This window comes from Streptomyces sp. NPDC041108 (assembly GCF_055592645.1).
Genome location: NZ_JBVIYK010000006.1, coordinates 397,126 through 418,904, shown reverse-complemented (window position 1 = coordinate 418,904; position 21,779 = coordinate 397,126). Strand labels below are relative to the sequence as shown.

Annotated in this window: 21 protein-coding genes; 9 read left to right on the top strand and 12 right to left on the bottom strand. The window is 72.3% G+C overall.

Going from position 1 to position 21,779, the window contains the following annotated elements:
- The first annotated feature begins 23 nt into the window (after positions 1-23).
- Both ACZ6BB_RS20045 and ACZ6BB_RS20040 read left to right on the top strand, forming a co-directional pair.
- Positions 24-809, top strand: coding sequence for a hypothetical protein (locus tag ACZ6BB_RS20045; protein ID WP_471616502.1), 786 nt, complete (start codon positions 24-26; stop codon positions 807-809).
- Positions 810-1,168: 359 nt separating this feature from the next.
- Positions 1,169-1,828 (top strand): sigma-70 family RNA polymerase sigma factor, encoded by a 660-nt coding sequence (locus tag ACZ6BB_RS20040; protein WP_471616501.1) that lies wholly within the window; start codon positions 1,169-1,171, stop codon positions 1,826-1,828.
- A gap of 125 nt (positions 1,829-1,953) precedes the next feature.
- Here ACZ6BB_RS20040 and ACZ6BB_RS20035 read toward each other — a convergent pair whose 3' ends face one another.
- Complete coding sequence (locus ACZ6BB_RS20035; RefSeq protein WP_471616500.1) at positions 1,954-3,780, bottom strand: S9 family peptidase; 1,827 nt, start codon at positions 3,778-3,780, stop codon at positions 1,954-1,956.
- Between the two features lie 130 nt (positions 3,781-3,910).
- Between ACZ6BB_RS20035 and ACZ6BB_RS20030 the strand changes: the two genes are divergently transcribed.
- Positions 3,911-4,303 (top strand): nuclear transport factor 2 family protein, encoded by a 393-nt coding sequence (locus ACZ6BB_RS20030; protein ID WP_471616499.1) that lies wholly within the window; start codon positions 3,911-3,913, stop codon positions 4,301-4,303.
- A gap of 75 nt (positions 4,304-4,378) precedes the next feature.
- Complete coding sequence (locus ACZ6BB_RS20025) at positions 4,379-5,203, top strand: SURF1 family protein (RefSeq protein ID WP_471616498.1); 825 nt, start codon at positions 4,379-4,381, stop codon at positions 5,201-5,203.
- A 124-nt stretch (positions 5,204-5,327) separates the two neighbouring features.
- Here the strand turns inward: ACZ6BB_RS20025 and ACZ6BB_RS20020 are convergent, their stop codons facing one another.
- The 4 genes from ACZ6BB_RS20020 to ACZ6BB_RS20005 all read right to left on the bottom strand — a co-directional run bounded on the left by ACZ6BB_RS20020 (position 5,328) and on the right by ACZ6BB_RS20005 (position 10,756).
- Positions 5,328-6,452, bottom strand: coding sequence for a hypothetical protein (locus tag ACZ6BB_RS20020; protein ID WP_471616497.1), 1,125 nt, complete (start codon positions 6,450-6,452; stop codon positions 5,328-5,330).
- A gap of 635 nt (positions 6,453-7,087) precedes the next feature.
- The gene (locus ACZ6BB_RS20015) at positions 7,088-7,765 is read right to left on the bottom strand and encodes a SigE family RNA polymerase sigma factor (RefSeq protein ID WP_471616496.1); all 678 of its coding nucleotides are present in this window, start codon (positions 7,763-7,765) and stop codon (positions 7,088-7,090) included.
- Positions 7,766-8,207: 442 nt separating this feature from the next.
- On the bottom strand, positions 8,208-9,284 hold the full coding sequence (locus ACZ6BB_RS20010) for an aspartate-semialdehyde dehydrogenase (protein ID WP_471616495.1): 1,077 nt from the start codon (positions 9,282-9,284) through the stop codon (positions 8,208-8,210).
- A gap of 191 nt (positions 9,285-9,475) precedes the next feature.
- On the bottom strand, positions 9,476-10,756 hold the full coding sequence (locus ACZ6BB_RS20005; protein WP_005483785.1) for an aspartate kinase: 1,281 nt from the start codon (positions 10,754-10,756) through the stop codon (positions 9,476-9,478).
- A 354-nt stretch (positions 10,757-11,110) separates the two neighbouring features.
- Between ACZ6BB_RS20005 and ACZ6BB_RS20000 the strand changes: the two genes are divergently transcribed.
- Both ACZ6BB_RS20000 and ACZ6BB_RS19995 read left to right on the top strand, forming a co-directional pair.
- On the top strand, positions 11,111-11,824 hold the full coding sequence (locus ACZ6BB_RS20000; RefSeq protein WP_471616494.1) for a response regulator transcription factor: 714 nt from the start codon (positions 11,111-11,113) through the stop codon (positions 11,822-11,824).
- Entirely contained in the window at positions 11,821-13,209 is a 1,389-nt protein-coding gene (locus ACZ6BB_RS19995) for a sensor histidine kinase (protein ID WP_471616493.1), read from the top strand. Before ACZ6BB_RS20000 ends, ACZ6BB_RS19995 begins: the two co-directional genes overlap by 4 nt.
- An 81-nt stretch (positions 13,210-13,290) precedes the next feature.
- On the opposite strand, the gene ACZ6BB_RS19990 is transcribed toward ACZ6BB_RS19995, so the two are convergent.
- Positions 13,291-13,791: an SgcJ/EcaC family oxidoreductase gene (locus ACZ6BB_RS19990; RefSeq protein WP_471616492.1), complete on the bottom strand. Its 501-nt coding sequence runs from the start codon at positions 13,789-13,791 to the stop codon at positions 13,291-13,293.
- A gap of 27 nt (positions 13,792-13,818) precedes the next feature.
- Positions 13,819-14,223 (bottom strand): hypothetical protein, encoded by a 405-nt coding sequence (locus ACZ6BB_RS19985; RefSeq protein ID WP_471616491.1) that lies wholly within the window; start codon positions 14,221-14,223, stop codon positions 13,819-13,821.
- Here ACZ6BB_RS19985 and ACZ6BB_RS19980 point away from each other — a divergent pair.
- Positions 14,177-14,626 carry a hypothetical protein gene (locus ACZ6BB_RS19980; protein ID WP_471616490.1) on the top strand — a complete coding sequence of 150 codons (450 nt, stop codon included), beginning with the start codon at positions 14,177-14,179 and terminating at the stop codon, positions 14,624-14,626. The genes ACZ6BB_RS19985 and ACZ6BB_RS19980 overlap by 47 nt on opposite strands.
- Positions 14,604-15,449 carry an alpha/beta fold hydrolase gene (locus ACZ6BB_RS19975; RefSeq protein WP_471616489.1) on the top strand — a complete coding sequence of 282 codons (846 nt, stop codon included), beginning with the start codon at positions 14,604-14,606 and terminating at the stop codon, positions 15,447-15,449. The genes ACZ6BB_RS19980 and ACZ6BB_RS19975 overlap by 23 nt, the downstream gene beginning before the upstream one ends.
- Here ACZ6BB_RS19975 and ACZ6BB_RS19970 read toward each other — a convergent pair.
- From ACZ6BB_RS19970 to ACZ6BB_RS19955, 4 genes are all read right to left on the bottom strand, one after another.
- Positions 15,446-16,381 carry a M56 family metallopeptidase gene (locus ACZ6BB_RS19970; protein ID WP_471616488.1) on the bottom strand — a complete coding sequence of 312 codons (936 nt, stop codon included), beginning with the start codon at positions 16,379-16,381 and terminating at the stop codon, positions 15,446-15,448. The two genes, ACZ6BB_RS19975 and ACZ6BB_RS19970, sit on opposite strands and share 4 nt — an antisense overlap.
- Positions 16,382-16,538: 157 nt before the next feature.
- The gene (locus tag ACZ6BB_RS19965) at positions 16,539-17,204 is read right to left on the bottom strand and encodes a DUF5063 domain-containing protein (RefSeq protein WP_471616487.1); all 666 of its coding nucleotides are present in this window, start codon (positions 17,202-17,204) and stop codon (positions 16,539-16,541) included.
- A complete protein-coding gene (gene recR / locus ACZ6BB_RS19960; protein WP_471616486.1) occupies positions 17,197-17,796 on the bottom strand; it encodes a recombination mediator RecR in 600 nt (199 codons plus the stop codon). Before recR ends, ACZ6BB_RS19965 begins: the two co-directional genes overlap by 8 nt.
- A 110-nt stretch (positions 17,797-17,906) precedes the next feature.
- Entirely contained in the window at positions 17,907-18,254 is a 348-nt protein-coding gene (locus tag ACZ6BB_RS19955) for a YbaB/EbfC family nucleoid-associated protein (protein ID WP_079082087.1), read from the bottom strand.
- Between the two features lie 275 nt (positions 18,255-18,529).
- Here ACZ6BB_RS19955 and ACZ6BB_RS19950 point away from each other — a divergent pair, with 275 nt between their 5' ends.
- Entirely contained in the window at positions 18,530-19,297 is a 768-nt protein-coding gene (locus tag ACZ6BB_RS19950; protein WP_471616485.1) for an SLATT domain-containing protein, read from the top strand.
- A gap of 228 nt (positions 19,298-19,525) precedes the next feature.
- On the opposite strand, the gene ACZ6BB_RS19945 is transcribed toward ACZ6BB_RS19950, so the two are convergent.
- Complete coding sequence (locus ACZ6BB_RS19945; RefSeq protein WP_471616484.1) at positions 19,526-21,673, bottom strand: serine/threonine-protein kinase; 2,148 nt, start codon at positions 21,671-21,673, stop codon at positions 19,526-19,528.
- Between the last annotated feature and the right edge of the window lie 106 nt (positions 21,674-21,779).

The window sequence follows — 21,779 nt, the reverse complement described above, 5'->3', positions numbered from 1 at the left end:
TCCGGATGCGAGGATGGGGCGCCATGACCGCAGGGTGGGGTTCGCGCACGACACGCGCCGCGATGTTCGCGGCCGTCTGCGTGCTGCTCGCCGCCCTGGGCCACGTGATGATGTCGGGCAGTCATGTCCCCTGGCCGGCGATGGCCGTCGGGGCGGTCGTGACCGGTGCCGTCGGCTGGTGCCTGGCCGGACGTGAGCGCGGACTCCCTCTGATCACCTCCGTCGTGGTCGCCGCCCAGACGGCCCTCCACTGGGGCTTCGAACTGTCGCAGCCACCCGTCCCGTCGGCCGCCGACGGCCCCGCGGGCGCGAGGGGTGCCATGGATCCGGTGGGTTCCATGGACGTGATGGGCTCCATGGACCTGATGGGTTCCGCGGGCTCGGCGGACTTCATGGGCATGGGTTCCGCCCACTCGGTCCACACGGTCCCCGCGGGTGCGGCCGGTCACCTGGGTCATGTGGACCACGCCGGCTACCTCCTGGACGGCTCGTCCGCGTCCTCCTCACCCCTCCTGTCCTCGCTCGCGTCCCTGTACGCGTCCTCGTCCGGCATGCTCGCCGCGCATCTGCTGGCCGCGCTGCTGTGCGGGCTGTGGCTGGCGTACGGCGAACGCGCGGCCTTCGGGCTGCTGCGGGCCGTGGCCGGCTGGCTGGCCGCGCCGCTGCGGCTGTCGCTCGCGCTGCACGTCGCCGCGGAGCGGCCACGTCCCCGGGTGCGGCGAGGCCGTGCGGACCGTTCGCCGCGCCGGCTCCTTCTCGTCCACGCGATCACTTCTCGGGGCCCGCCCGCCGGGGCCGCTGTCATCTGACGACAGCCGGTGACCCGAGGCAGCCGACCCGGCTCACGCCTCGGGCTTCGGCCGTACGCCGCCCCCGCGCGTGCCGTACGGCCGCCCTCCCTTCCTCACCGGACCGCCCGGCGCGTTCTCACGGACGCGCACACGTTTTCCGGCACGCTTCCCGAGACGCTTCCGACCGTCAGGCCGTCTTCTCCGTCTTGTTGCGTCTGCACGGTCGTCTGAGTGTCCGCACTGACGTCTCAGCGTCTGCACGGTCGTCCCAGCGTCCGTACGGCCGTCTCCGCGTCCGTAAGGCCGGCTTTCCGTCCGTACGGCTGTGCTGTGTCACCGTGTGCGCCCCGTGCCCGCGTCGGTGGTCCGGATCCCGGATGCCCCGAGAAGGACACCAGGTGATCACCCTTACTCCCCTGCCCGCGTCGAGCCCGTCGGCCCGGTCCACGACCGACGAGTCCATAACCGCCTGGGCGCTGGCCGCCCGCGGTGGGGACCCGGAGGCCGTCGAACGGTTCGTCGGCGCGCTGCACCGTGACGTCCGGCGGTTCGTCGCCCATCTCTGCGCCGACCCCCAGGCGGTGGACGACCTCGCCCAGGACACGTTCCTGCGGGCCCTCGGCAGCCTGCACCGGTTCGAGGGGCGCTGCTCCGCCCGTACGTGGCTGCTGGCCATCGCCCGGCGGGCGGTGACCGACAGCTTCCGGTACGCGGCGGCCCGGCCCCGGCTGTCCGACGTGCCGGACTGGCGGCTGGCCGTCGAGCACGCCCAGCCGCGCGGGCTGCCCGGGTTCGACGACGGTGTGGCGCTGACCGATCTGCTGGGCGCGCTGCCCGCGGAACGGCGTGAGGCGTTCGTCCTCACACAGATGCTCGGACTGTCCTACGAGGACGCGGCGGAGTTGGCCGGGTGCCCCGTCGGCACGGTGCGGTCACGGGTGGCGCGGGCGCGGGCGACGCTCGTGCGGTTGCTGGCGGCGGCGGAGGAGGAGCAGGTGGAGGGACGCGAGGACCAGCGCGTGCCGGTGGCGGCCTGAGGTGGTGGCGTCCGGTCCGCGCCCCCGCCCCGTCCCGGGGCCTGGCCCCCGCCGCCCCGGGGCCTCCCCCACCGCCCCTGTCCGGCACCCCGCGACCCTGACCGGGCGCGGGGTGCCGGGCGGTCTCAGGGGCGTCCTCCCAGGTGGCGCTCGGCGAAGTCCAGCTCCAGACGGAGCTGCTTGATGCGTTCGTCGACGACCAGCGAGCCGTGGCCGGCGTCGTAGCGGTAGACCTCGTGGACGGCGCCCCGGCCGGCCAGCCGGTCGACGTAGTTGTCGATCTGGCGGATGGGGCAGCGGGGGTCGTTGACACCGGCGGAGATGTAGACGGGGGCCTTCACCGCGTCGACGTACGTCAGGGGCGACGACGCCTCGAAGCGCTCGGGGACCTCCTCGGGCGTACCGCCCAGGAGGGTGCGGTCCATGGCCTTGAGCGCCTCCATCTCGTCGTGGTACGCGGTGACGTAGTCCGCGACGGGGACGGCGGCGATGCCGAGGGTCCAGGCGTCCGGCTCGGTGCCGAGGCCGAGGAGGGTGAGGTACCCGCCCCAGGAGCCGCCGGTGAGGACGAGCCGCTCCGGGTCGGCGAAGCCGGAGGTCACCGCCCACTCCCGGACGGCCGCGATGTCCTCCAGCTCGATCAGGCCGACCCGGTGCTTGAGGGCGTCGGTCCAGGCGCGGCCGTAGCCGGTGGAGCCTCGGTAGTTGATACGGATCACCGCGTACCCGTGGTCCAGCCAGGCGGCCGGGCCCGCCGCGAAGGCGTCGCTGTCGTGCCAGGTCGGGCCGCCGTGGATGTCGAAGACGGTCGGGTACGGGCCGGCCCCGGCCGGGCGCTGGACCAGGGCGTGGACCCGGCCGCCCGGTGTGTCCACCCAGACGTCCTCCACCGGCACCGAGCCGGGGGACTTCAGCCCCGGCGGGTCGAGGACGACCTCGCCCGTGGTGGAGCGGACGACCGGCGGCTCGGCGGCCGAGGACCACAGGTACTCGATGCTGCCGTCGGGGCGGGCCGTGGCCCCGGAGACGCTGCCGCGCGGCGTGTCCACCCGCTCCAGGGCACGGGACGCCAGGTCGTAGCGGAACAGCTCGCTGCGGGCCTCGAAGCTGTGGGCGACGAGCAGGGCGGAGCCGTCCGGATACCACTCGGCGCTCAGGTCGCCCTCCAGCCGGCCGGAGAGTCCGAGGTCGCTCTCCTCACCGGAGGCCACGTCCCAGACGAGGGGCTCCCAGCGGCCGACCCGCTGGTGGCCGATGAGCAGCCGGGTGTCACCGACCACGGGCGCGAAGCCCAGCACCTCCAGGCCCAGCTCGATCGTGCCGCCCTTGGTGTCGTCCAGCTCGGCGACCGTCGTGCCGTCCGGCCGGACCACGCGCAGTGCCGAGTGCATCGCGTCACCGTGCTCGGTGTGCTCGATCGCGATCAGCGAGCCGTCGTGCGAGAGGTCGCCGACACCGGCCGACTCGCGGTGGCGGTAGATCTCGACCGGGGCCTCTCCCTGCCGGGAGAGATGGATCGTGGAGCCGTCCTCGTCGGTGGAGCGGCCGACGACGGCCGTCCGGCCGTCGCGGCCGAGGGCCAGGCCCGCCGGGTACGACGGGTCCAGGCCCGGGGCACCCTCTTCGTCCGGGCCGCCGTGGAACGGCTGACGGCGCCAGACCCCGAACTCGTCGCCGTCCTTGTCGTCGAACCACCAGATCCACTCGCCGTCGGGCGAGAGCACGCCGTCCGTCGTGCCGTTGGCCCGGTTCGTGGCCTGGCGCTGCTCGCCGGTGGCGCGGTCCCACGCGTACAACTCGTACGTGCCCGTGGCGTTGGAGACGAACAGCGAGCGGTGTGGTGCGTCCTCCGCCCAGTCCGGAAGGGACACCCTCGGCGCCCGGAACCTCTTCTCCCAGTCGGGCATGGATCCGCTCTGCTGCTGCGGGGTGGCCCCGTTGCTCTCAGTCATGGCCCCATATTGCCCCGCCCGCACGACAATGTGCGGCCGAGGTCCCCAGCCTGTGGATAACTTCGCCCGCGGCCACGTGCGGCGGGGCTCGTCCGGGCCGGCTGTCAGTGGCCGGGTGCAGACTCGCCCCATGACCTCAACGACAGATGGTGCCGATCTCCGCCGGACCGTGGAGCGTTTCTGGGCCGCGGCCGAGGGCCGGGACTGGGCCGCGTTCGCCGGGACACTGGCCGAGGACGTGGTGTACGAGCTGCCTCAGACGCAGGAACGGATACGCGGCAGGGAGCGGTACGTGCGGTTCAACCGGGAGTATCCGGGCGACTGGCACGCGAGGATCGAGCGGATCGTCGCGGAGCCGGGGCAGGTCGTCAGCCGGGTGCACGTCACGGTCGGGCTGGAGGAGATGTACGCGATCTCCTTCTTCACCGGGGACGGTGACGGCCGGATAGCGGCCGTCACCGACTTCTGGCCCGAGCCGTACGAGCCGCCGGCCGGCCGTGAGCACCTCGTCGAGCGGTACTGAGGCCGGAGGACACAGGGCCCACGGGGGCCGACCCCGCAGCCGGGCGACCGGCGCGGGCACCGTACGGTGGAAGGCGTGTACCGGTTTCTGCTGACGCCCCGATGGTGGGGGATCAACGTCTTCGTGCTGCTCGCCATCCCCTTCTGCGTGTTCATGGGGTCGTGGCAGCTGAGCCGCTTCGAGGACCGGATGCAGGACCATCGTGCGGCGACCGAGCGGATCGACCCGGCGGACCGGGCCCCGGCGCGCCCGCTGGACGAGCTGCTGCCGGTGGACAAGGAGACCTCGGGCGAACTGGCCACCGTCACCGGACGGTACGGCGGGGAGCTCCTCGTGCCGAACCGCGAACTGGACGGCCGGAACGGCTTCTACGTGCTGACGCTGCTGCGCACCGACGACGGCAGGACGCTGCCCGTCGTACGGGGCTGGCTGCCCGGCACCGCGCGGGCCGACCGCGCCCCGGCGGCACCGTCCGGCGAGGTCACCGTCACCGGTTCGCTGCAGGCGTCCGAGACCCCGGGGTCGAACGGGGTGCCCCTCCAGGGCGGGCTTCCGGCCGGGCAGACGTCGGCGATCAGCGCGGCGACGCTGGTGAACCTCGTGCCGGACGACCTGTACGACGCCTGGATCACGCTGGACAAGGCCGACTCGGGGATGAAGGCCGTGCCCGCGACCGCCCCGCAGGGCACCGGCCTCGACCTCAAGGCATTCCAGAACCTCGGTTACACCGGCGAGTGGTTCGTCTTCGCCGGCTTCGTCGTCTTCATGTGGTTCCGTCTGGTCCGCCGCGAGGTCGAGTTCATCCGGGACGCGGAGCTGGGCCTGGTCCCGGACGCCGACCGGACGGGCGGGAGCGGGACGGACGAAGCCCTCGCCCGGGAAGCCGAGCCGGCCAAGTAGGGCCGGCGCCGCCCGTCACCCCGCACACCCGCCACCGGCCGACGAGCACCGCGCGGATCGGCGGTGCTCACCCGGTGCCGGTGCCTGCCGGCCCCTTCCCGTGACCGCGGCCGTGACCGCTCGGTCAGGCGCCTGCCATCAGGCCCGTGCGGTAGACCACGCCCGCGCAGGCGTTGCCGACGCCCGTGCTGAAGGTGGCGACGCCGCCCTCGGCGGTGTGCGAGACGAGGACGCTGCCGTCGACGACGCCGTCCTCGGTGAACAGCTGGGTGGAGACGGAGTTGGAGCCGCCGGTGGTCGTGCCCGGGGTCTCCTCCCCCGTGGGCGTCGGGTCGGTTGACGGATCCGTGCCACCGGTACCGCCGCCGTCGGTCGTGCCGCCACTGCTGGTGGGGCAGGGCTCCGAAGGCACCCAGGCGAAACGCACCTCGTACGCCGCGCCCGGCGCCAGCACCAGCTGCGTCACGGACAGCGACGGGTCGGGCAGTCCGGTGGCCGCGTCCCCCGTGAAATGGTTCGCCACGGTGAGCTTCGCCCCGTCCGCCGCGCCCTGCGGAGAGACGCTCACACCGCCCGGGCCGCTGACCGTACAGCTCGTGCCGGAGATGTTGGAGACGCGGAACGAGCCGTAGACGGCGCCGCTGGAGTCCGGTGCGCCCACGCTGCCACCACCGCCGAGCTGGGCCGACGTGCACAGGCCGGAGGCAGCGGTCGTGGGCGTCGGCTGAGCGCCGCCCGCGGCGCCGCTGTTCCCGCCCTTGCCCTTGTCGCCCTTGCCCTTGTCGCCCTTGCCCTTGCCGGAGTCCTTCGAGCCCCCGGAGCCACCGCCCGAGGCATCGTGTCCGCCGGTCTGCCCCTTGGACCCGCCGCCGCTGCCCTGCGTCTGCGAGCCGTTGCCCGTGATGGAGGTGTGGAGGTCGGAGCCGGTGGAGTTGGAGACGTGGACGAGCGCGGGGATCGCCGTGCCGATGAAGAGCGCGGCGGCTGCCAAGCCGACGACGGCCTGCCGCTTGCGCGCCCGCCTCGCCGGTACCGCCCGCCGCAGATGCTCCAGCGTGCCGTCCCTGGGCTCGATCTCCGACACCGCCTGGTGCAGCAGGTTCCGCAGCACCAGCTCGTCGTCCGGCTCGAACCCGCCGGTCTCCTTCGGTCCCGAGCCGTTCGACCCCGAGCCGTTCGACCCCGAGCCGTTCAGCCCCGGCATACCGGAACCCAGGCCGCCGGACCGCAGCGCGTTCAAGAACGACACGTCGGCATCGTCGCCCGCAGGCACGCCGTCCGAAGGCCGGTCGCCCGCAGGCACGCCGCCCGAAGCCGGCTCACCCGGCAGCGAGCCCCCGGACAGCGAGCCCCCCGAAGGCAGATCCGCGGCCCTCGAACCCGCGGAACCCTCCGGCTGCGAGCCCTCCGGCTTCGAGCACTCCGACGGCGAGTCCTCCGGCTTCGAACCCTCCGACGGCGAGTCCTTCGACTGCGAGCCCTCAGGCAGCGGCTCCTTCGACGGCGCGACCTCCGACGGCGGCTCCTGCGACAGCGCGCCGGTCGACTGCGCGCCCTTCGACAGCGCGACCTCCGACGGCGGGTCGTCCGGAGTGCGGCCTTCGAGAGGCTGGCCCGTGGGGCGGGGGCCTTGTTCTTCGGGGCCGTGATTCACAGTTCCGTTCCCAGCGTGCGATTGCGTTTCTTCGTGCTCTTCGAGCCCGCGCCCCCCGACGCGCCCGTCCGGCCCGCGCTCGTCCGCGCGTGCTTCCCCGCGCTCCTCAGCGCGTTCGTCGTCGTCCCGGCGTCCCCAGGAGGCGCGCCTGTGGGCTCCGCGTTCGTCCCGTCCGCCGCGACCGTCCTGCCCGTCGCGCCGGTCGGGCCCGTCGCCCTTGCCGTGCGTACTCATGCCGGCGCCTCCATGGCGACGCGCAGTGCCGCGATGCCCCGGGAGCCGTACGCCTTGACCGAGCCGAGCGAGATGCCGAGGGTCTCGGCGACCTGGGCCTCGGTCATGTCGGCGAAGTAGCGCAGCACGAGGACCTCGCGCTGGCGGCGCTGCAACCCCTTCATCGCCTTGATGAGGGAGTCGCGCTCCAGCAGGTCGTACGCGCCCTCCTCCGCGCTGGCCATGTCGGGCATCGGCTTCGAGAGCAGCTTCAGACCGAGGATGCGGCGGCGCAGGGCGGAGCGCGAGAGGTTCACGACCGTCTGGCGCAGATAGGCGAGCGTCTTCTCCGGCTCACGGACACGCTTGCGCGCCGAGTGCACGCGGATGAACGCCTCCTGGACGACGTCCTCGCAGGAGGCGGTGTCGTCGAGGAGGAGCGCCGCGAGCCCGAGAAGCGAGCGGTAGTGGGCGCGATAGGTCTCGGTGAGATGATCCACCGTCGTGCCGGAGGCCGGCAGCGTCGACGTGTCGTCCGCGCCGTCGCGCTGATTGGGTATGCGGGTCGGCCGCGCCGCGGGCATCGGCGCGATCACCGGCATGCCGCCGGCCGAACCGGGCAAGCGGGGACGGCGGGGTGGACGAAGGGCGGCGCCCCTCGTCTGTGCCGCGGTGAATTCGAGTACCTCTGCCACGCCTGTTGGACCCGCGACCCCCCGTCGGGGTTGTACGTGGCAGCCATCTCTTTTACGTCAGATCGCACACGTGTCCCCATGACACCTGCGCGGGCCGGCGCGGCAGACGCGCCCGACGGCACGCCGCGCTCAGCTGTCGGTACGGCCCGCCGAACACCGGACAGCACGTCGAACGCCCTCATGCGTACCAGCTCTTCCCCTAAGCCCCGAGTGTTGGCGCCCAGCCCCGCCGAAGGGCGCCCGTGAAAGACGCTCCCCGCCCGCCGCGCGGTTGCGGCGGACGGGGAGGAAAAATCCTCGGTCGCCGGGAGGCCTGAATCAACCCGGAGACCCGACGACGGCGCGGCCGGAAATCCTCCGTCCGCCGAACCGTCGACTCGAAGAACTTACACGCCGCCACCGACAAGGGCTCACGTGTTCGGGATGAAGCGGGCTCAGCCCCCTATGCGCCCTTCACCACCAGCTCGGCGATCTGCGCGGCGTTCAGGGCGGAGCCCTTGCGCAGGTTGTCGCCGCAGACGAACAGCTCCAGGGCCGTCGGATCGTCCAGGGCCCGGCGTACGCGCCCGACCCAGGTCGGGTCCGTACCGACCACGTCGGCGGGGGTGGGGAACTCCCCCGCGCCCGGATCGTCGTAGAGGACGACCCCGGGGGCCGTGGCGAGGATCTCACGGGCCTTGGCGACCGTGACCTCGCTCTCGAAGCGGGCGTGCAGGGTGAGGGAGTGCGCGGTGAGGACCGGCACCCGTACACAGGTCACGGCGACCGGCAGCTTCGGCAGGCCGAGGATCTTGCGGGACTCGTCGCGGACCTTCATCTCCTCCGAGGACCAGCCGTCCGCGCGGAGCGACCCGGCCCAGGGCACCACGTTCAGCGCGACGGGCTCGGGGAAGGGCCCGGTGTCGTCGCCGACCGCCCGCCGTACGTCACCGGGGGTGGTCCCCAGTTCCGTACCGGCGACCAGGGCGATCTGCTGCCGCAGGGTCTGCACACCGGCCCGGCCGGCGCCGCTGACCGCCTGGTACGAGGAGGCCACCAGCTCGCGCAGCCCGAACTCGGCGTGCAGCGCGCCGAGCGCCACGATCATGGAGAGGGTGGTGCAGTTGGGGTTGGCGATGATCCCGCGCGGCCGGACGCGGGCGGCGTGCGCGTTGACCTCGGGGACGACGAGGGGCACCTCCGGGTCCATCCGGAAGGCGCCCGAGTTGTCCACCACGACCGCGCCCTTGGCGGCGGCGATCGGCGCCCAGTGCGCGGCGACCTCGTCAGGTACGTCGAACAGGGCGACGTCGACCCCGTCGAGGACCTCCTCGGCGCCCTCGGTCAGCGCCACCACCTCGACCTGCTCCCCGCGCACGGCCAGCTTGCGGCCGGCCGAGCGCGGGGAGGCGATCAGACGGATCTCGCCCCAGATGTCGGCCCGGTGGGACAGGATCTGGAGCATGACGGTGCCGACGGCACCGGTCGCGCCCACGACCGCGAGCGTCGGCCGGCCCGCCCGCCCGGCGTCGACGGCCATCACGGACCGCCGCCTTCGTGCAGGACGGCCGTCACGGACCGCCGCCCTTCGCGCGGGACGGCCGTCGGAGACGGCCGCCTTCGTGAATGACGCCCACCGGGGCCGCCGCCTTCGCGCAGGACAGTCATCAGCGACCGCCCGCTTCCTGGATGACGGTCATCGGCGACCGTCATCTCCGTGGACGACGGTCATCAACGACCCGTACCCCCGTAGACGACCGCCTCGTCGCTGTCGGAGTCGAGTCCGAAGGCGGTGTGCACGGCGCGCACGGCCTCCGGCACGTCGTCGGCGCGGGTGACGACCGAGATACGGATCTCGGAGGTCGAGATGAGCTCGATGTTCACGCCGGCGTCGCTCAGGGCCTCGAAGAAGGAGGCGGTGACGCCCGGGTTGGTCTTCATACCAGCGCCGACCAGGGAGATCTTGCCGATCTGGTCGTCGTAGCGCAGCGAGTCGAAGCCGATGCCCGCCTTGTTCTTCTCCAGGGCGTCGATGGCCTTGCGGCCCTCGGTCTTGGGAAGGGTGAAGGAGATGTCGGTCAGACCGGTCGTCACGGCGGACACGTTCTGCACGACCATGTCGATGTTGACCTCGGCGTCCGCGATGGCGCGGAAGATCGCGGCGGCCTCGCCCGGCTTGTCCGGGACGCCGACGACCGTGACCTTGGCCTCGGAGACGTCGTGGGCGACTCCGGAGATGATGGCGTGCTCCACCTTGTGGTCCCCTTGCGACTCTGGCTTCTCGTTGCTGACCCAGGTGCCCGGCAGTCCGGAGAAGGACGAGCGGACGTGGATCGGGATGTTGTAGCGGCGGGCGTACTCGACACAGCGGTGGAGCAGCACCTTCGAACCGGACGCCGCCAGTTCGAGCATGTCCTCGGAGGAGATCCAGTCGATCTTCTTCGCCTTCTTCACGACCCGCGGGTCGGCGGTGAAGACGCCGTCGACGTCGGTGTAGATCTCACAGACCTCGGCCTCCAGCGCGGCGGCCAGCGCGACGGCGGTCGTGTCCGACCCGCCGCGACCGAGGGTGGTGATGTCCTTCTTGTCGGCGCTGACGCCCTGGAAACCGGCGACGATGGCGATGTTGCCCTCGTCCAGCGCGGTCCGGATGCGCCCCGGCGTGACGTCGATGATCCGGGCTTTGTTGTGGACCGAGTCGGTGATGACGCCTGCCTGGCTGCCGGTGAACGACTGGGCCTCGTGGCCCAGGTTTTTGATCGCCATGGCCAGCAGTGCCATGGAGATACGCTCTCCGGCGGTCAGCAGCATGTCGAACTCACGCCCGGCAGGCATCGGTGACACCTGCTCGGCGAGATCGATCAGCTCGTCCGTCGTGTCGCCCATCGCGGAAACGACGACGACCACCTGGTGGCCGTTCTTCTTCGCTTCCACGATCCGCTTGGCGACGCGCTTGATGCCCTCGGCATCGGCTACGGAGGAGCCTCCGTACTTCTGCACGACAAGGCCCACGTGCGCTCCTCGCTCCGTTTCAGTCCCTAATTTCCGCACATACACACGCACTCGTACGTTGTTCATACGTCGTCGAGCGTGCTGCGGCGGTCGGCTCAGTCTAACGAGCGGCCGAATATCCCTTCCCTGGTATCGCATGGTGAGATGTCCCGCTCACCCTTTGATCACCTGGGTTTTCTCCGGGCCTTCCACCGGTTTCACCCTGGCTTCTCGCCCGGACCTTCGGCCGCTCCGGGAACGTCCCTGCCCAGGCCGGAGCCGAACAGTCGGCGCGGACGGGGAAAAGTGCCTGGAGTCACACCGAGGGGCCCCGCGACGAGGGAACGCAAACTTTCAAGCACTAAGGTCGTGGCCGTGCGCGTACTTCTGGTGGAAGACGACGAGCCGGTCGCCGAGTCCCTGCGACGTGGACTCCTGCGATACGGCTTCGAGGTGGAGTGGGTCAACACGGGCGGGGCGGCGCTGTCGTACGGCGGACCGTACGACGTCGTCCTCCTGGACCTCGGTCTGCCCGACACCGACGGCCTCGATGTGTGCAAGGCCCTGCGGGACCGCAGCCAGGTGCCGATCATCGTGATCAGCGCCCGCAGCGACGAGACGGACCGCGTGGTCGGGCTGGAGCTGGGCGCCGACGACTACGTCTCCAAGCCGTTCGGCGTCCGCGAGGTGATCGCCCGTATAAGGGCGGTGATGCGCCGGGTGCAGCCGCGCGCCGCCGACGCGCCCGCCGCCGGCCCCGACCGCTACGGCCCGCGCCTCACCGTCGACCGCAAGGCCGCACGCGTCCACCTCGACGGTACGGAGGTGGGGCTCGCCCCCAAGGAGTACGACCTGCTGGCCTTCCTCACCGAGGAGCCGGGCGCGCTGATGTCGCGCGAGCAGATCATGGAAGCCGTCTGGGACGCGAACTGGTTCGGCCCGACGAAGACGCTGGACGTCCACGTGGCGGCACTGCGGCGCAAGCTCGCCGGGGCGATCACCATCGAGGCGGTGCGGGGCGTGGGGTTCCGGCTCATCGTGAACGAGGGCACGGGCGCCGACGGCAGTGAGGGCTCCGGCGCGTCATGATCCGTCAGCTCATCCGCAGCTATGTGCTCCTCGTGGCGGTGGCGATCGCCCTGTTCACGGTGCCGGTGGCGTTCACGCTCACCGACCAGCTGCGCGGGGACACCGGCCGGGCCCTCACGCGCGAGGCCACGACCATGGCCCAACTGCTGGGCGCCGGCGACACCGCGTCCTGCGCGGCCCTGGCGAAGATGGCCGGGGCCTATCCGTCCGACGAGGAGGAGGTCGAGGTCACCGCGACCAACCGGTGTGCGCGGGAGGGGCTGAAGGAGCCGACGGCGGACGCGGCGCTGACCGCGGCCCTGGACCACGGCAGGAGCACCGTCGACTGGGGCTCCGACTTCATCTGGGGTGACAACCTCGTGGTCACCGTCCCCGCCTTCGAGCACTCGCCGGACGGCGGGACCGGGACGGACGACGTCGTCGGCGCGGTCCGTATCAAGTTCTCCACCGACGACCTCACGGCCCGGCTCCGGCAGATCTGGGGTTTCCGGGCGGGGCTGGCGGTCCTGGTGCTCCTGGCCGCCGCGATCATCGGCGTCTACGCCGCCCGGCGCCTGACCGCGCCGCTGCGCCAGCTCAACGAGATGGCGAGCAAGATGAGCGACGGGGACCTGACGGCCCGCTCCCCCGTGACGGGCCCCCAGGAGACACAGACCCTGGCGCGCACGCTGAACCAGGCGGGCGAACGCCTGGACACGCTGATCGCCTCGCAGCGCATCTTCGTGGCCGACGCCTCGCATCAACTCCGCACCCCGCTCACGGCGTTGCGGCTGTCCCTGGACAACATCGCGGACGGCACGGACGACGAGTTCGTACGGGAGGACGTGGAGCAGGCCACCGCCGAGGTGGTCCGGATGAGCCGCCTCGTCAACGGCCTGCTGGTGCTGGCGCGGGCGGAGGCGAAGGTGACGGCGGCGGAACCGCTGTCCCTCAGGGAGATCATCCAGGAACGTCTCGACGTGTGGAGACCGGCCGCCGACGAGCGCGGAGTCACCATCACGCTCAGGGGGAGTGCCGACGGCCGGCCGCTTGTGCTGGCCAGTCCCGGTCATCTGGACCAGGTCCTGGACAACGTGCTTTCGAACGCCTTGGAGGTCTCGCCGGACGGTGCGACCATCACGGTCCTGGTGGAGACCCGGGGCGACGAGGTGGTGCTGTCGGTGCTGGACGAGGGGCCCGGTATGTCGGACGCCGAGAAGTCCCGCGCCTTCGACCGCTTCTGGCGCGGTCAGGGCCTCACCGGGAAGTCCGGTTCGGGCCTCGGTCTCGCCGTCGTCAAGCAACTCGTCACCGACGACAACGGGACCGTGGCCCTCAAGGACGCCCCCGGGGGCGGGTTGTGCGTCGCGCTCACGTTGCGTGCGGCGCGGCACGGGGGTGGCTGAGCCGGGAGAGGTGGCTCAGCCGGTCCGGAGTGGCTGGGCCGGGGGGTCTGGCCCAGCCACGACTGGGGGGCCGGCTGCGGATCAGCCCTCGGGCATCATCGACGAGTGGTGGTTCACGATCTTCCACACGCCGTTGCGCTTCTCGTACTCGTAGGTGTAGCGGGCGTCCACGCGCCGCTTCTCGCCGGTCTTGGGGTCGGTGAGGATGAAGTAGTACGAGCCGGTGTCGATGGCCGAGTTGGCGTCCAGGACGTTGATGATCGTCTTGGTCTTCTTGCCGACCGGCTTGTTCTCCAGGAAGTGGTTGAAGTAGTCGACGATCTCGGCGCGGTCGGTGCGGATCTTGTTGGAGACCGTCGGCAGGAGCACCGCGTCCTTCGCGTAACGGTCCGCCACCTTCTTGGAGTCGCCGGTCCTCAACGTCTTGTTCCAGCCGTCGAAGAGCGCCGCGATCTCCTTCTTGGACGGCTTCTTCGGCGCGGCCTCGGCCCCGGCGATGCTGACCCCGGCGGTGACCGTGCCGGCGGTGACGAGTGCGGTGGCGGTGACGATGGCGGCGCGTATGCGGCTCTTGCGGGTCATCGCGATCTCCTGTGCGAAGTTGGGGTGTTACTGCCTCCGCTTCGTGTGCGGTGGAAGTGACTCCAGATTCGCGTGACGCCGGTTAGGGGCCGTGTAGGAGACGTACAGGGGGCGGCCAGGGCTCACCCAAAGCACGGAGGGTGACGGGTCGGTGACGGGGCGAAGGTGATTCTCCGTCGGTCCACGTACTCGTCGAGGTTCTCGGTGTCCGAGGTGATGTTCACCGGGTCGGGCAGCTCGACCATGCCACGGAAGGCGAACTTCTCTAAGCCGCTCGCTCACGCGACCGACAATGCTGGGATCGGCAGACAGTTCGCTGACGAACGGCCCTTCCGTGAAGGCGAACCGCTCGTGGTCGCGGGTCTCCAGCAGCACCATCGGCCCGATGAGGGCGTCGCTGATGACGCGCTCGAAGGGCAGCACCTGCACCATGACGTTGCGCAGGCGGGACACCGTGCACTTCGACGCCGTACGGATCGAGGGCCGGCGCGGGGAACTGGTCGCGGACAGGCTGGCCGAGGTGACCGAGGGGGACGCCGGGCCGGTCGTACGCGAACAGGTGGGGTTCCGGTGGGTGTACTTCCTGCTGCGGCCGGGGACGGTGCACGGACACGCATGGCTGCCGGGCGTCCGGCGGTTCGGGTTGAACTACGCGAACATGCGCAGGGTCACGTACGTCGGCATCCCGGCCCTCGACGGCAACACGTATCCGCTGCGCCGGTACTCCGAGCCGACGCCTCACACTCCTTACGTGGAACCGGAGTCACTGCTCGCCGCAGTGACGACGGCGTTCCAGGGGGTAACAGACAGCCATGAGCGAAGTGCTGCTGACTGAGACGTTCCGTAGTGCGTCGGGGGCCGTGCGGTGGGGCACGATCGGGGAGGCCGGGCAGGAACCGGTCGTGCTCTGTCACGGCACCCCTTTCTCCTCCTACGTGTGGCGCGGCATCGCCCAGGCGCTGGCCGACACCGACCGGTACCAGGTGTTCGTGTGGGACATGCCCGGGTACGGGGAGTCGGACATGCACACCGGTCAGGACGTGTCGCTGGCCGCGCAGGGGTGGGTCTTCGCCGAGCTGTTGGCGCACTGGGGGCTGGAGGAGCCGTTCGTGGTCGCGCACGACTTCGGCGGGGCCACAGCCCTGCGGGCCCACCTGCTGCACGGCGCCCGCTACCGCGCACTCGCCCTCGTCGACCCCGTGGCGCTCGCCCCGTGGGGTACGCCCTCCTTCCGGCTGCTCGGCCGCCACGCGGACGTCTTCGAGCAGCTGCCGCCCGCACTGCACCGGGCCCTGGTGCGGGAGTACGTCGGTTCCGCCGGCGGTCCCGGCCTGCACCCCACCGTCCTCGACCGGCTCGTGCAGCCGTGGCTGGGCGAACACGGGCAGCCCGCCTTCTACCGGCAGATCGCCCAGGCGGACCAGGCCCACACGGACGAGATACAGGACCGGTACGGGGAGATCGGCATCCCTGCCCTGGTGTGCTGGGGCGAGGAGGACGGGTGGATCCCGCTGGCGAAGGGGCGGGAGCTGGCGAGTCTCGTCCCCGGCGCGCGGTTCGAGCCGATCGCCGGTGCGGGGCACCTCGTCCAGGAGGACGCCCCCGCCGAACTCACGGCCGTGCTCCTGGACTTCCTCCAGGAGCAGCAGCCCGACTAGAGCGTTCCGAGCGCCGGCGCGAACGCGATGAGGAGCGGGAGGAGGGCGAGGAGCGCGGCGGCCGTGGTGGTGGCCGCGCGGCGGGTGCGGTCCAGGCGGGGCGGGGGCTCCAGCAGCCTCTCGACCCGGTCACCCAGCAGGCGGCGGGTGTTGGAGCAGCTCAACACGCCCCGGTGCTGGTTGAGTTCGATGAGAGCCAGGGCCGTGGTCAGGTGGCCGCAACGGCGGGAGGCCGTGTCGTCGGCGGCGAGTTCGACGAGGCGGTGGGTCTGGTCGGCGAAGTGGGCGAAGAGGGGGACGCGCGGGAAGCCCGTGGCGAGGGCGGTGGAGAGGTGGAGCAGCCAGTCGTGGCGGGCGCGGGCGTGACCGAGTTCGTGGGCGAGCACGGCGTCCAGCTGACGGTCGCTCAGCTTGCCCAACGCGCCGGTGGTGACGACCAGTTGGGGTGGCGCGCCCGGCATCAGCCACGCGTCCGGGTACTCGTCCTCCAGGACCAGCAGTGGACCCTTCGTCTGCGGCAGCCCGGCCGGGAGGTCGGGGGCGCGCTCGCGCAGGTGCGCCCGCCGCAGCTGCCGGCGGCGGCGGGCCTCGACCAGCTCCCGGGCCAGCATCGCCCCGCTCCAGGCCGCGCCCAGGGCCAGCGCCAGCGTCAGCACGGCCGTCCAGGGCGGCGCGGCCGTGAGGTCGTACGCGGCGGTCACGGCCGGGGGCGCGGGCGCGAAGGCGCGCGTGCGGACCGTCTCGAACACCGCCGCCGCGCCCAGCACGAGCGCCGCGAGGCAGCTCAGCAGCGCCGCCGCCACCAGGCACTGCCACGCCCACAGCGCGACCACGGGTTCCCGCTCGGGCCACCTCGCCTTGAGCAGGGTGCGGGGGCCCAGCACCGCGGCGGTCACGGCCACGGCGGCGAGAAGGAGCAGGACAACGGTCACGTCACTGGGTCCGGTTCCTGTCGGGAGGGCGCGAAAGGGAGACGTACGACGACGGTTCCTACGCTACCGCCGGTGGTCACACGTGCAGAAGTCCTGCCACCGGCACGCCGGACGTGATCCGGTCCCGTCCGGCGCGGGACGGGACTCGGTCTCCGAGCTACTTGACCTTCCTGCCCAGCCCCAGCGGCCCCGCGATCTCCTCCGCCATGACCTGGCCCGCCTCGAACTCCAGGGTCTCGTCGCCCATCAGTTCCTGGTCGGTGTCGAGGCCGTCCAGTTCGGCGAGAGGCTGGTTGAGGCGGACGTGGGCGACCAGGGACTGGAGGGCGCGGAGCGTCGCCGAAGCTGTGGAGCCCCAGTTGGAGAAGTAGGAGAACTGCCACCACCACAGGGCCTCGCTGGTGCGGCCGGCGCGGTAGTGGGCCATGCCGTGGCGGAGGTCGGCGACGACGTCGGCGAGGTCGTCGGAGATCCGGGCGGGGACCGGCGCCTTGCGGGGCTCGTAGGGGTCGAAGACCTCGGAGTAGACGTCGACCGGCTCCAGCATCAGGGCGAGGCGTTCGCGCAGTTCGTCGACGTCCGTCTCGGGGCCCGGGTCCGGCTCGTAGCGCTCGTCCGGGACGATGTCCTCGTGCGCGCCGAGACGGCCGCCGGCCAGCAGCAGCTGGGACACCTCCAGGAGGAGGAAGGGGACGGCCGAGTCGGGCTCGTCGCCCTTGGCCACCTCGGTGACGGCGACCAGGAAGCTCTCGATCTGGTCCGCGATCTGGACCGCGAAGTCGTCCGGGTTCAGGTCCGTCGCGTGCAGCGTGGCGTCAGACATCCAGCAATCGTCTCCCCTCGAAGGCGCGGCCGAGGGTCACCTCGTCCGCGTATTCCAGGTCGCCGCCCACCGGGAGGCCGCTGGCCAGGCGGGTGACCTTGAGGCCCATGGGTTTGATCATGCGGGCGAGGTACGTGGCCGTGGCCTCGCCTTCGAGATTCGGGTCCGTGGCCAGGATCAGCTCGGTGACCGTGCCGTCGGCCAGGCGGGCCAGCAGTTCCCGTATGCGCAGGTCGTCGGGGCCGACGCCCTCGATCGGGCTGATCGCGCCGCCGAGGACGTGGTACTTGCCCCGGAACTCGCGAGTGCGTTCGATCGCCACGACGTCCTTCGGCTCCTCCACGACACAGATGACCGTGGTGTCACGGCGGGAGTCGCGGCAGATCCCGCACAGCTCCTCCTGCGCGACGTTGCCGCAGGTCGCGCAGAAGCGGACCTTCGCCTTCACTTCGAGGAGCGCGTGCGCCAGCCGCCGTACGTCCGTCGGCTCCGCCTGCAGGATGTGGAAGGCGATCCGCTGCGCGCTCTTGGGACCGACGCCGGGCAGCCGCCCCAGCTCGTCGATGAGGTCCTGGACCACGCCTTCGTACACGGACTGCCGTCCTTCCTGGTGTCATTCAGTACGTACCGTAGTCGGCCCCCACCGCTCCGAGGAAGGCGGTACGGGGCACGGATGGGGTCGGACAGGGGTCGCGGAGGCGCTCAGAAGGGCAGGCCGGGAATACCCGCGCCACCGCCGCCGAGGCCCTGGGCGAGGGGGCCCAGTTTCTGCTGCTGGAGGGTCTGGGCGTTCTCGTTGGCCGCCTGGACGGCCGCGACGACCAGGTCGGCGAGGGTCTCGGTGTCCTCCGGGTCCACCGCCTTGGGGTCGATCTTCAGCGCGCGCAGTTCGCCGGAGCCGGTGACGGTGGCGCGCACCAGGCCGCCGCCCGCCTGACCGTCGACCTCCGTCCGCGCGAGCTCCTCCTGCGCCCTCGCCAGGTCCTGCTGCATCTTCTGGGCCTGCTGGAGCAGCTGCTGCATGTTGGGCTGGCCACCACCGGGGATCACGTTCAGCTCCCTCGCACGAGTACAGACGGGCGTCACCGTCCACCGACGGGCGTCACCGTTCACGTTCTTACGGTCGCCACGAGCCTACGTGGTCGGCCGGGCCCGTGCCGCGCCACTCTTTCGAGTGAGTCAGCGGGGATTCGTATATCTGATCAAGGGCATCTTCCAGGGGAAAAGCGGTGAAAACACCATCTTCGCCACCCATTGGGCGGTAGGAAGGGGTCCGGCCGCGTCAGGGTGGTGCGTGAGCGCCGTACGTACGTAGGGAGTGCCGGGTGAGCCAGCCGGAGATGCAGCCCGAGGGGGGACCCCAGGACGGGCGGGGTGAGGGGTCCGGGCTGTGGGCGGAGCCGTGGTCGTCGGCGGCCGGGCCGTGGGTGGGGGATCTGGCCGGGCGGCCGTTTCCGCAGGGGGACTGGGGGGCGCCGGCGGAGCGGCTGGAGGAGTTGTACCACTGGGTCGAGCGGGCGGCTCTGGAGACGGCTGCGTGGTATCTCGCGGACCGGGTGTGGAAACGGGTGACGGCTCGGGTGCTGCGCATCGGGGCGGCGGCGGGGGCGCTCACCGGGGCGGCGCTGCCGCTGCTCGACCTCACGGGGGCGGTGGGCGGGGCGGCGCCCTGGGGGTATCTCGCGCTGTTGACCTGCGTGGCGTGTGTCGGGGTGGACCGTTTCTTCGGCGTCACCTCCGGATGGATGCGGGACGTCGCCACGGCCCAGGCGGTGCAGCGGCGGCTCCAGATGCTGCGGTTCGACTGGGCGTCCGAGAGCGCGCGGGAGGTGCTGGGTCCGGCGGAGGGGACGGCCGGGGAGGCCGCGGAGCGGTGTCTCGGGGTGCTCCGGCGGTTCTCCGAGGACGTGACGGAGCTGGTGCGGGCGGAGACGGCGGACTGGATGGTGGAGTTCCGGACGGGTCCGGCTCCGCTCGGGGTGCACGCCGGGGGCGCCGTCGTACGGCCCGAGGTGAACGGCAACGGGCGGGTGCCGATGCCGCCGGGGGCGCGGCCGAACATGCCTCGGCAGCGGCCGCCGGAGGCACGGTAGCGGAGCCTGGTGTGCGGGTGGGGCGGGGCGGCCGAGTGCGTTCTCGGGTGCGGGTCCGGTGGGGCTTCTCGCGCAGTTCCCCGCGCCCCTGGGAAGCAGGGCTGCGCCCGCTGCTTTCCAGGCCCCGCGGAGCCGTCGCATCCAGGCTCGCGGGACCGTCGCATGCGGGCCCGTGAATCCGTCGCTCTCACCCGGCTCACGCACCCGCCGGAAGCCGTCCGCGTCCGCTCAGTCCGACTTCGTGTAGGTCACCGACTTGCCCGCCGTGTCGACGCGCCGTAGCCGGCCGTCGGGGAGGAGGGTGACCGTGGTGGCGGCGCCCGGGGAGCAGGATGCGGCCGGTTCACCGGTGGTGACGGTCGAGGGGCCGATGTCGAGTGGGCCGTCGTCGGCGGGTTCGTCCGTCAGCGCCGCCTCGAACACACAGTGGTACGTGCCGCCGCCTTCGAGTGGGCCGTCCGCCGTCAGGGAGAGCACCGTGTCGCCGACCTCGCCCTGCTGAATGATCAAGCGGCGGGTGTCGGAGCCGGGCAACGTGGCGCTCCAGGTGCCGAGGAAGCCCTCCGGGACCGTGCCGGCGTCGGGCGACTCGGTGGTCTCCTGCGGGGAGGTCCCCGGATCCGTCGGCTCGGGCGACGTCGGTCCCGGCGTCTCCGGCGCGCTCGTCGTCGCCCCGCCCTTCGCGTCGTCCTCCTTGCCCCCGCCCCCGCCCTTGTTCATCAACGCGTACACCGAGCCGCCCGCACCGAGCGCGACGACCAGCGCGACGGCGACGAGGAGCACGGAGGAGCGCCGGCTGCCGCGCGGCGGCTCGGGCTGTCCGCCGGGAGTCGCCCCGGGGCCGAGCCCGTGGACGGGATGGGGGCCGTAGGGCGGGGTCGGGCCGAGCCCCGCCCCGGGAGCGGCACCGGCCCCCGGCCCACCGCCGTACGCCCCCTGCCCGTACGCGCCGTACGGCGCGCTCTGCGGGTAGCCGTACCCGGGGGCGGCGGGCTGCTGCCCGTATCCGCCGGCGGGCTGCTGGGTGTAGTGCTGCGGGAAGCCGTACCCGGCGGGCGCGGGGCCCGGCGGGGCGCTGGGCGGAGGCGGCTGCGCACCGGCCCCCGCTCCCGCGATCTGCGTCGGCGTCCGGTCCAGGGGCGCGGCGCCCGGCGAGGGCGGTGCGTCCGCCTCGGGCACGGCGGCCGGGTGTCCGGCCGGGGTCGCCGCCCCACCGGCGCCTGGGGGCGCGGCGGCACCGGACCCGCCGTACGGAGCGTCGGGTGCGCCCAGCGGGTACACGGGCGGAGCCGACGGCGCGAGCGCGGGAGCGGCCGGTGCCGGGGAGGGCGCCCCGGACGGCTGCCCGGCGGGAGCGGACGCCCCCGGGGCACCGCTGTCCGCCGGCCCTGCCGACTCGCCCTCGGCCGCCGTGTCCCCGGGCGCCCCCGCCCCTCCCGTACCGTCCGCCGACTCCTCCGGATCCTCCGCGTCCAGCAACTGCACCGCGTGACGCCCCAGTTGGGCCACCAGGGCACTCGGCAGCCAGGGGTCCCGGGACCGGCCCGCGAAGACCGTGTCCTCGGCGCCGGTGCGCTGGAGGATCTGGGCCAGGGTCGGACGGGCGGCGGGGTCCTTGCGCAGGCACTCGCGGACGACGTCGTACAGGCCCTCCGGCAGCCCCTCCAGATCCGGTTCCTCCTCGGCGATGCGGAACATCAGGGCGTGGACACCGGAGTTGGCGGCGCCGAAGGGGAGGTTGCCGGTGGCCGCGTAGGAGAGGACGGAGCCGAGGCAGAAGACGTCGCAGGCGGGGGTGATCCGGTCGCCGCGCACCTGTTCGGGGGCCATGAAACCGGGCGAACCGACGAGCGCGCCGGTGCGCGTGAGCCCGCCGTCCGTGACGGTCTCCAGCGCCCGCGCGATGCCGAAGTCGATGACGCGCGGCCCGTCGATGGTCACCAGCACGTTGGACGGCTTGAGGTCGCGGTGGATGAGGCCCGCCGCGTGGATGTCCTCCAGCGCGTGCGCGAGGCCCGCCGCGAGGATCCGTACGGACCGCTCGGGCAGCGCCCCGTGATCCCGCCCGACCACGGACTGCAGGGACGGCCCGGCGACGTACCCGGTGGCGACCCACGGGATGCCCGCCTCGGTGTCCGCGTCCAGGACCGGCGCGGTCCAGTACCCGCCCACCTGCCGTGCGGCCTGCACCTCCTGACGGAACCGGGCCCGGAACTCCTCCTGTTCCGCCAGCTCCTGCCGGACCAGCTTCACGGCGACGGTACGGCCGCGCTCGGAGCGGGCCAGGTACACGTTCCCCATACCGCCCGACCCCAGCCGCGCCAGCAGCCGGTACGCCCCGATGCGCTGCGGATCCCCAGGCCCGAGTTTCTCCATGGCCACCGTCCCCCGTCTCCCCCTGCATATGTGTACGCGTACGTACGGGTACGTCGCGTACGTGCGCAACGGACCGATCGTAGTGCGGCCGCACGGGGAGGCGGAT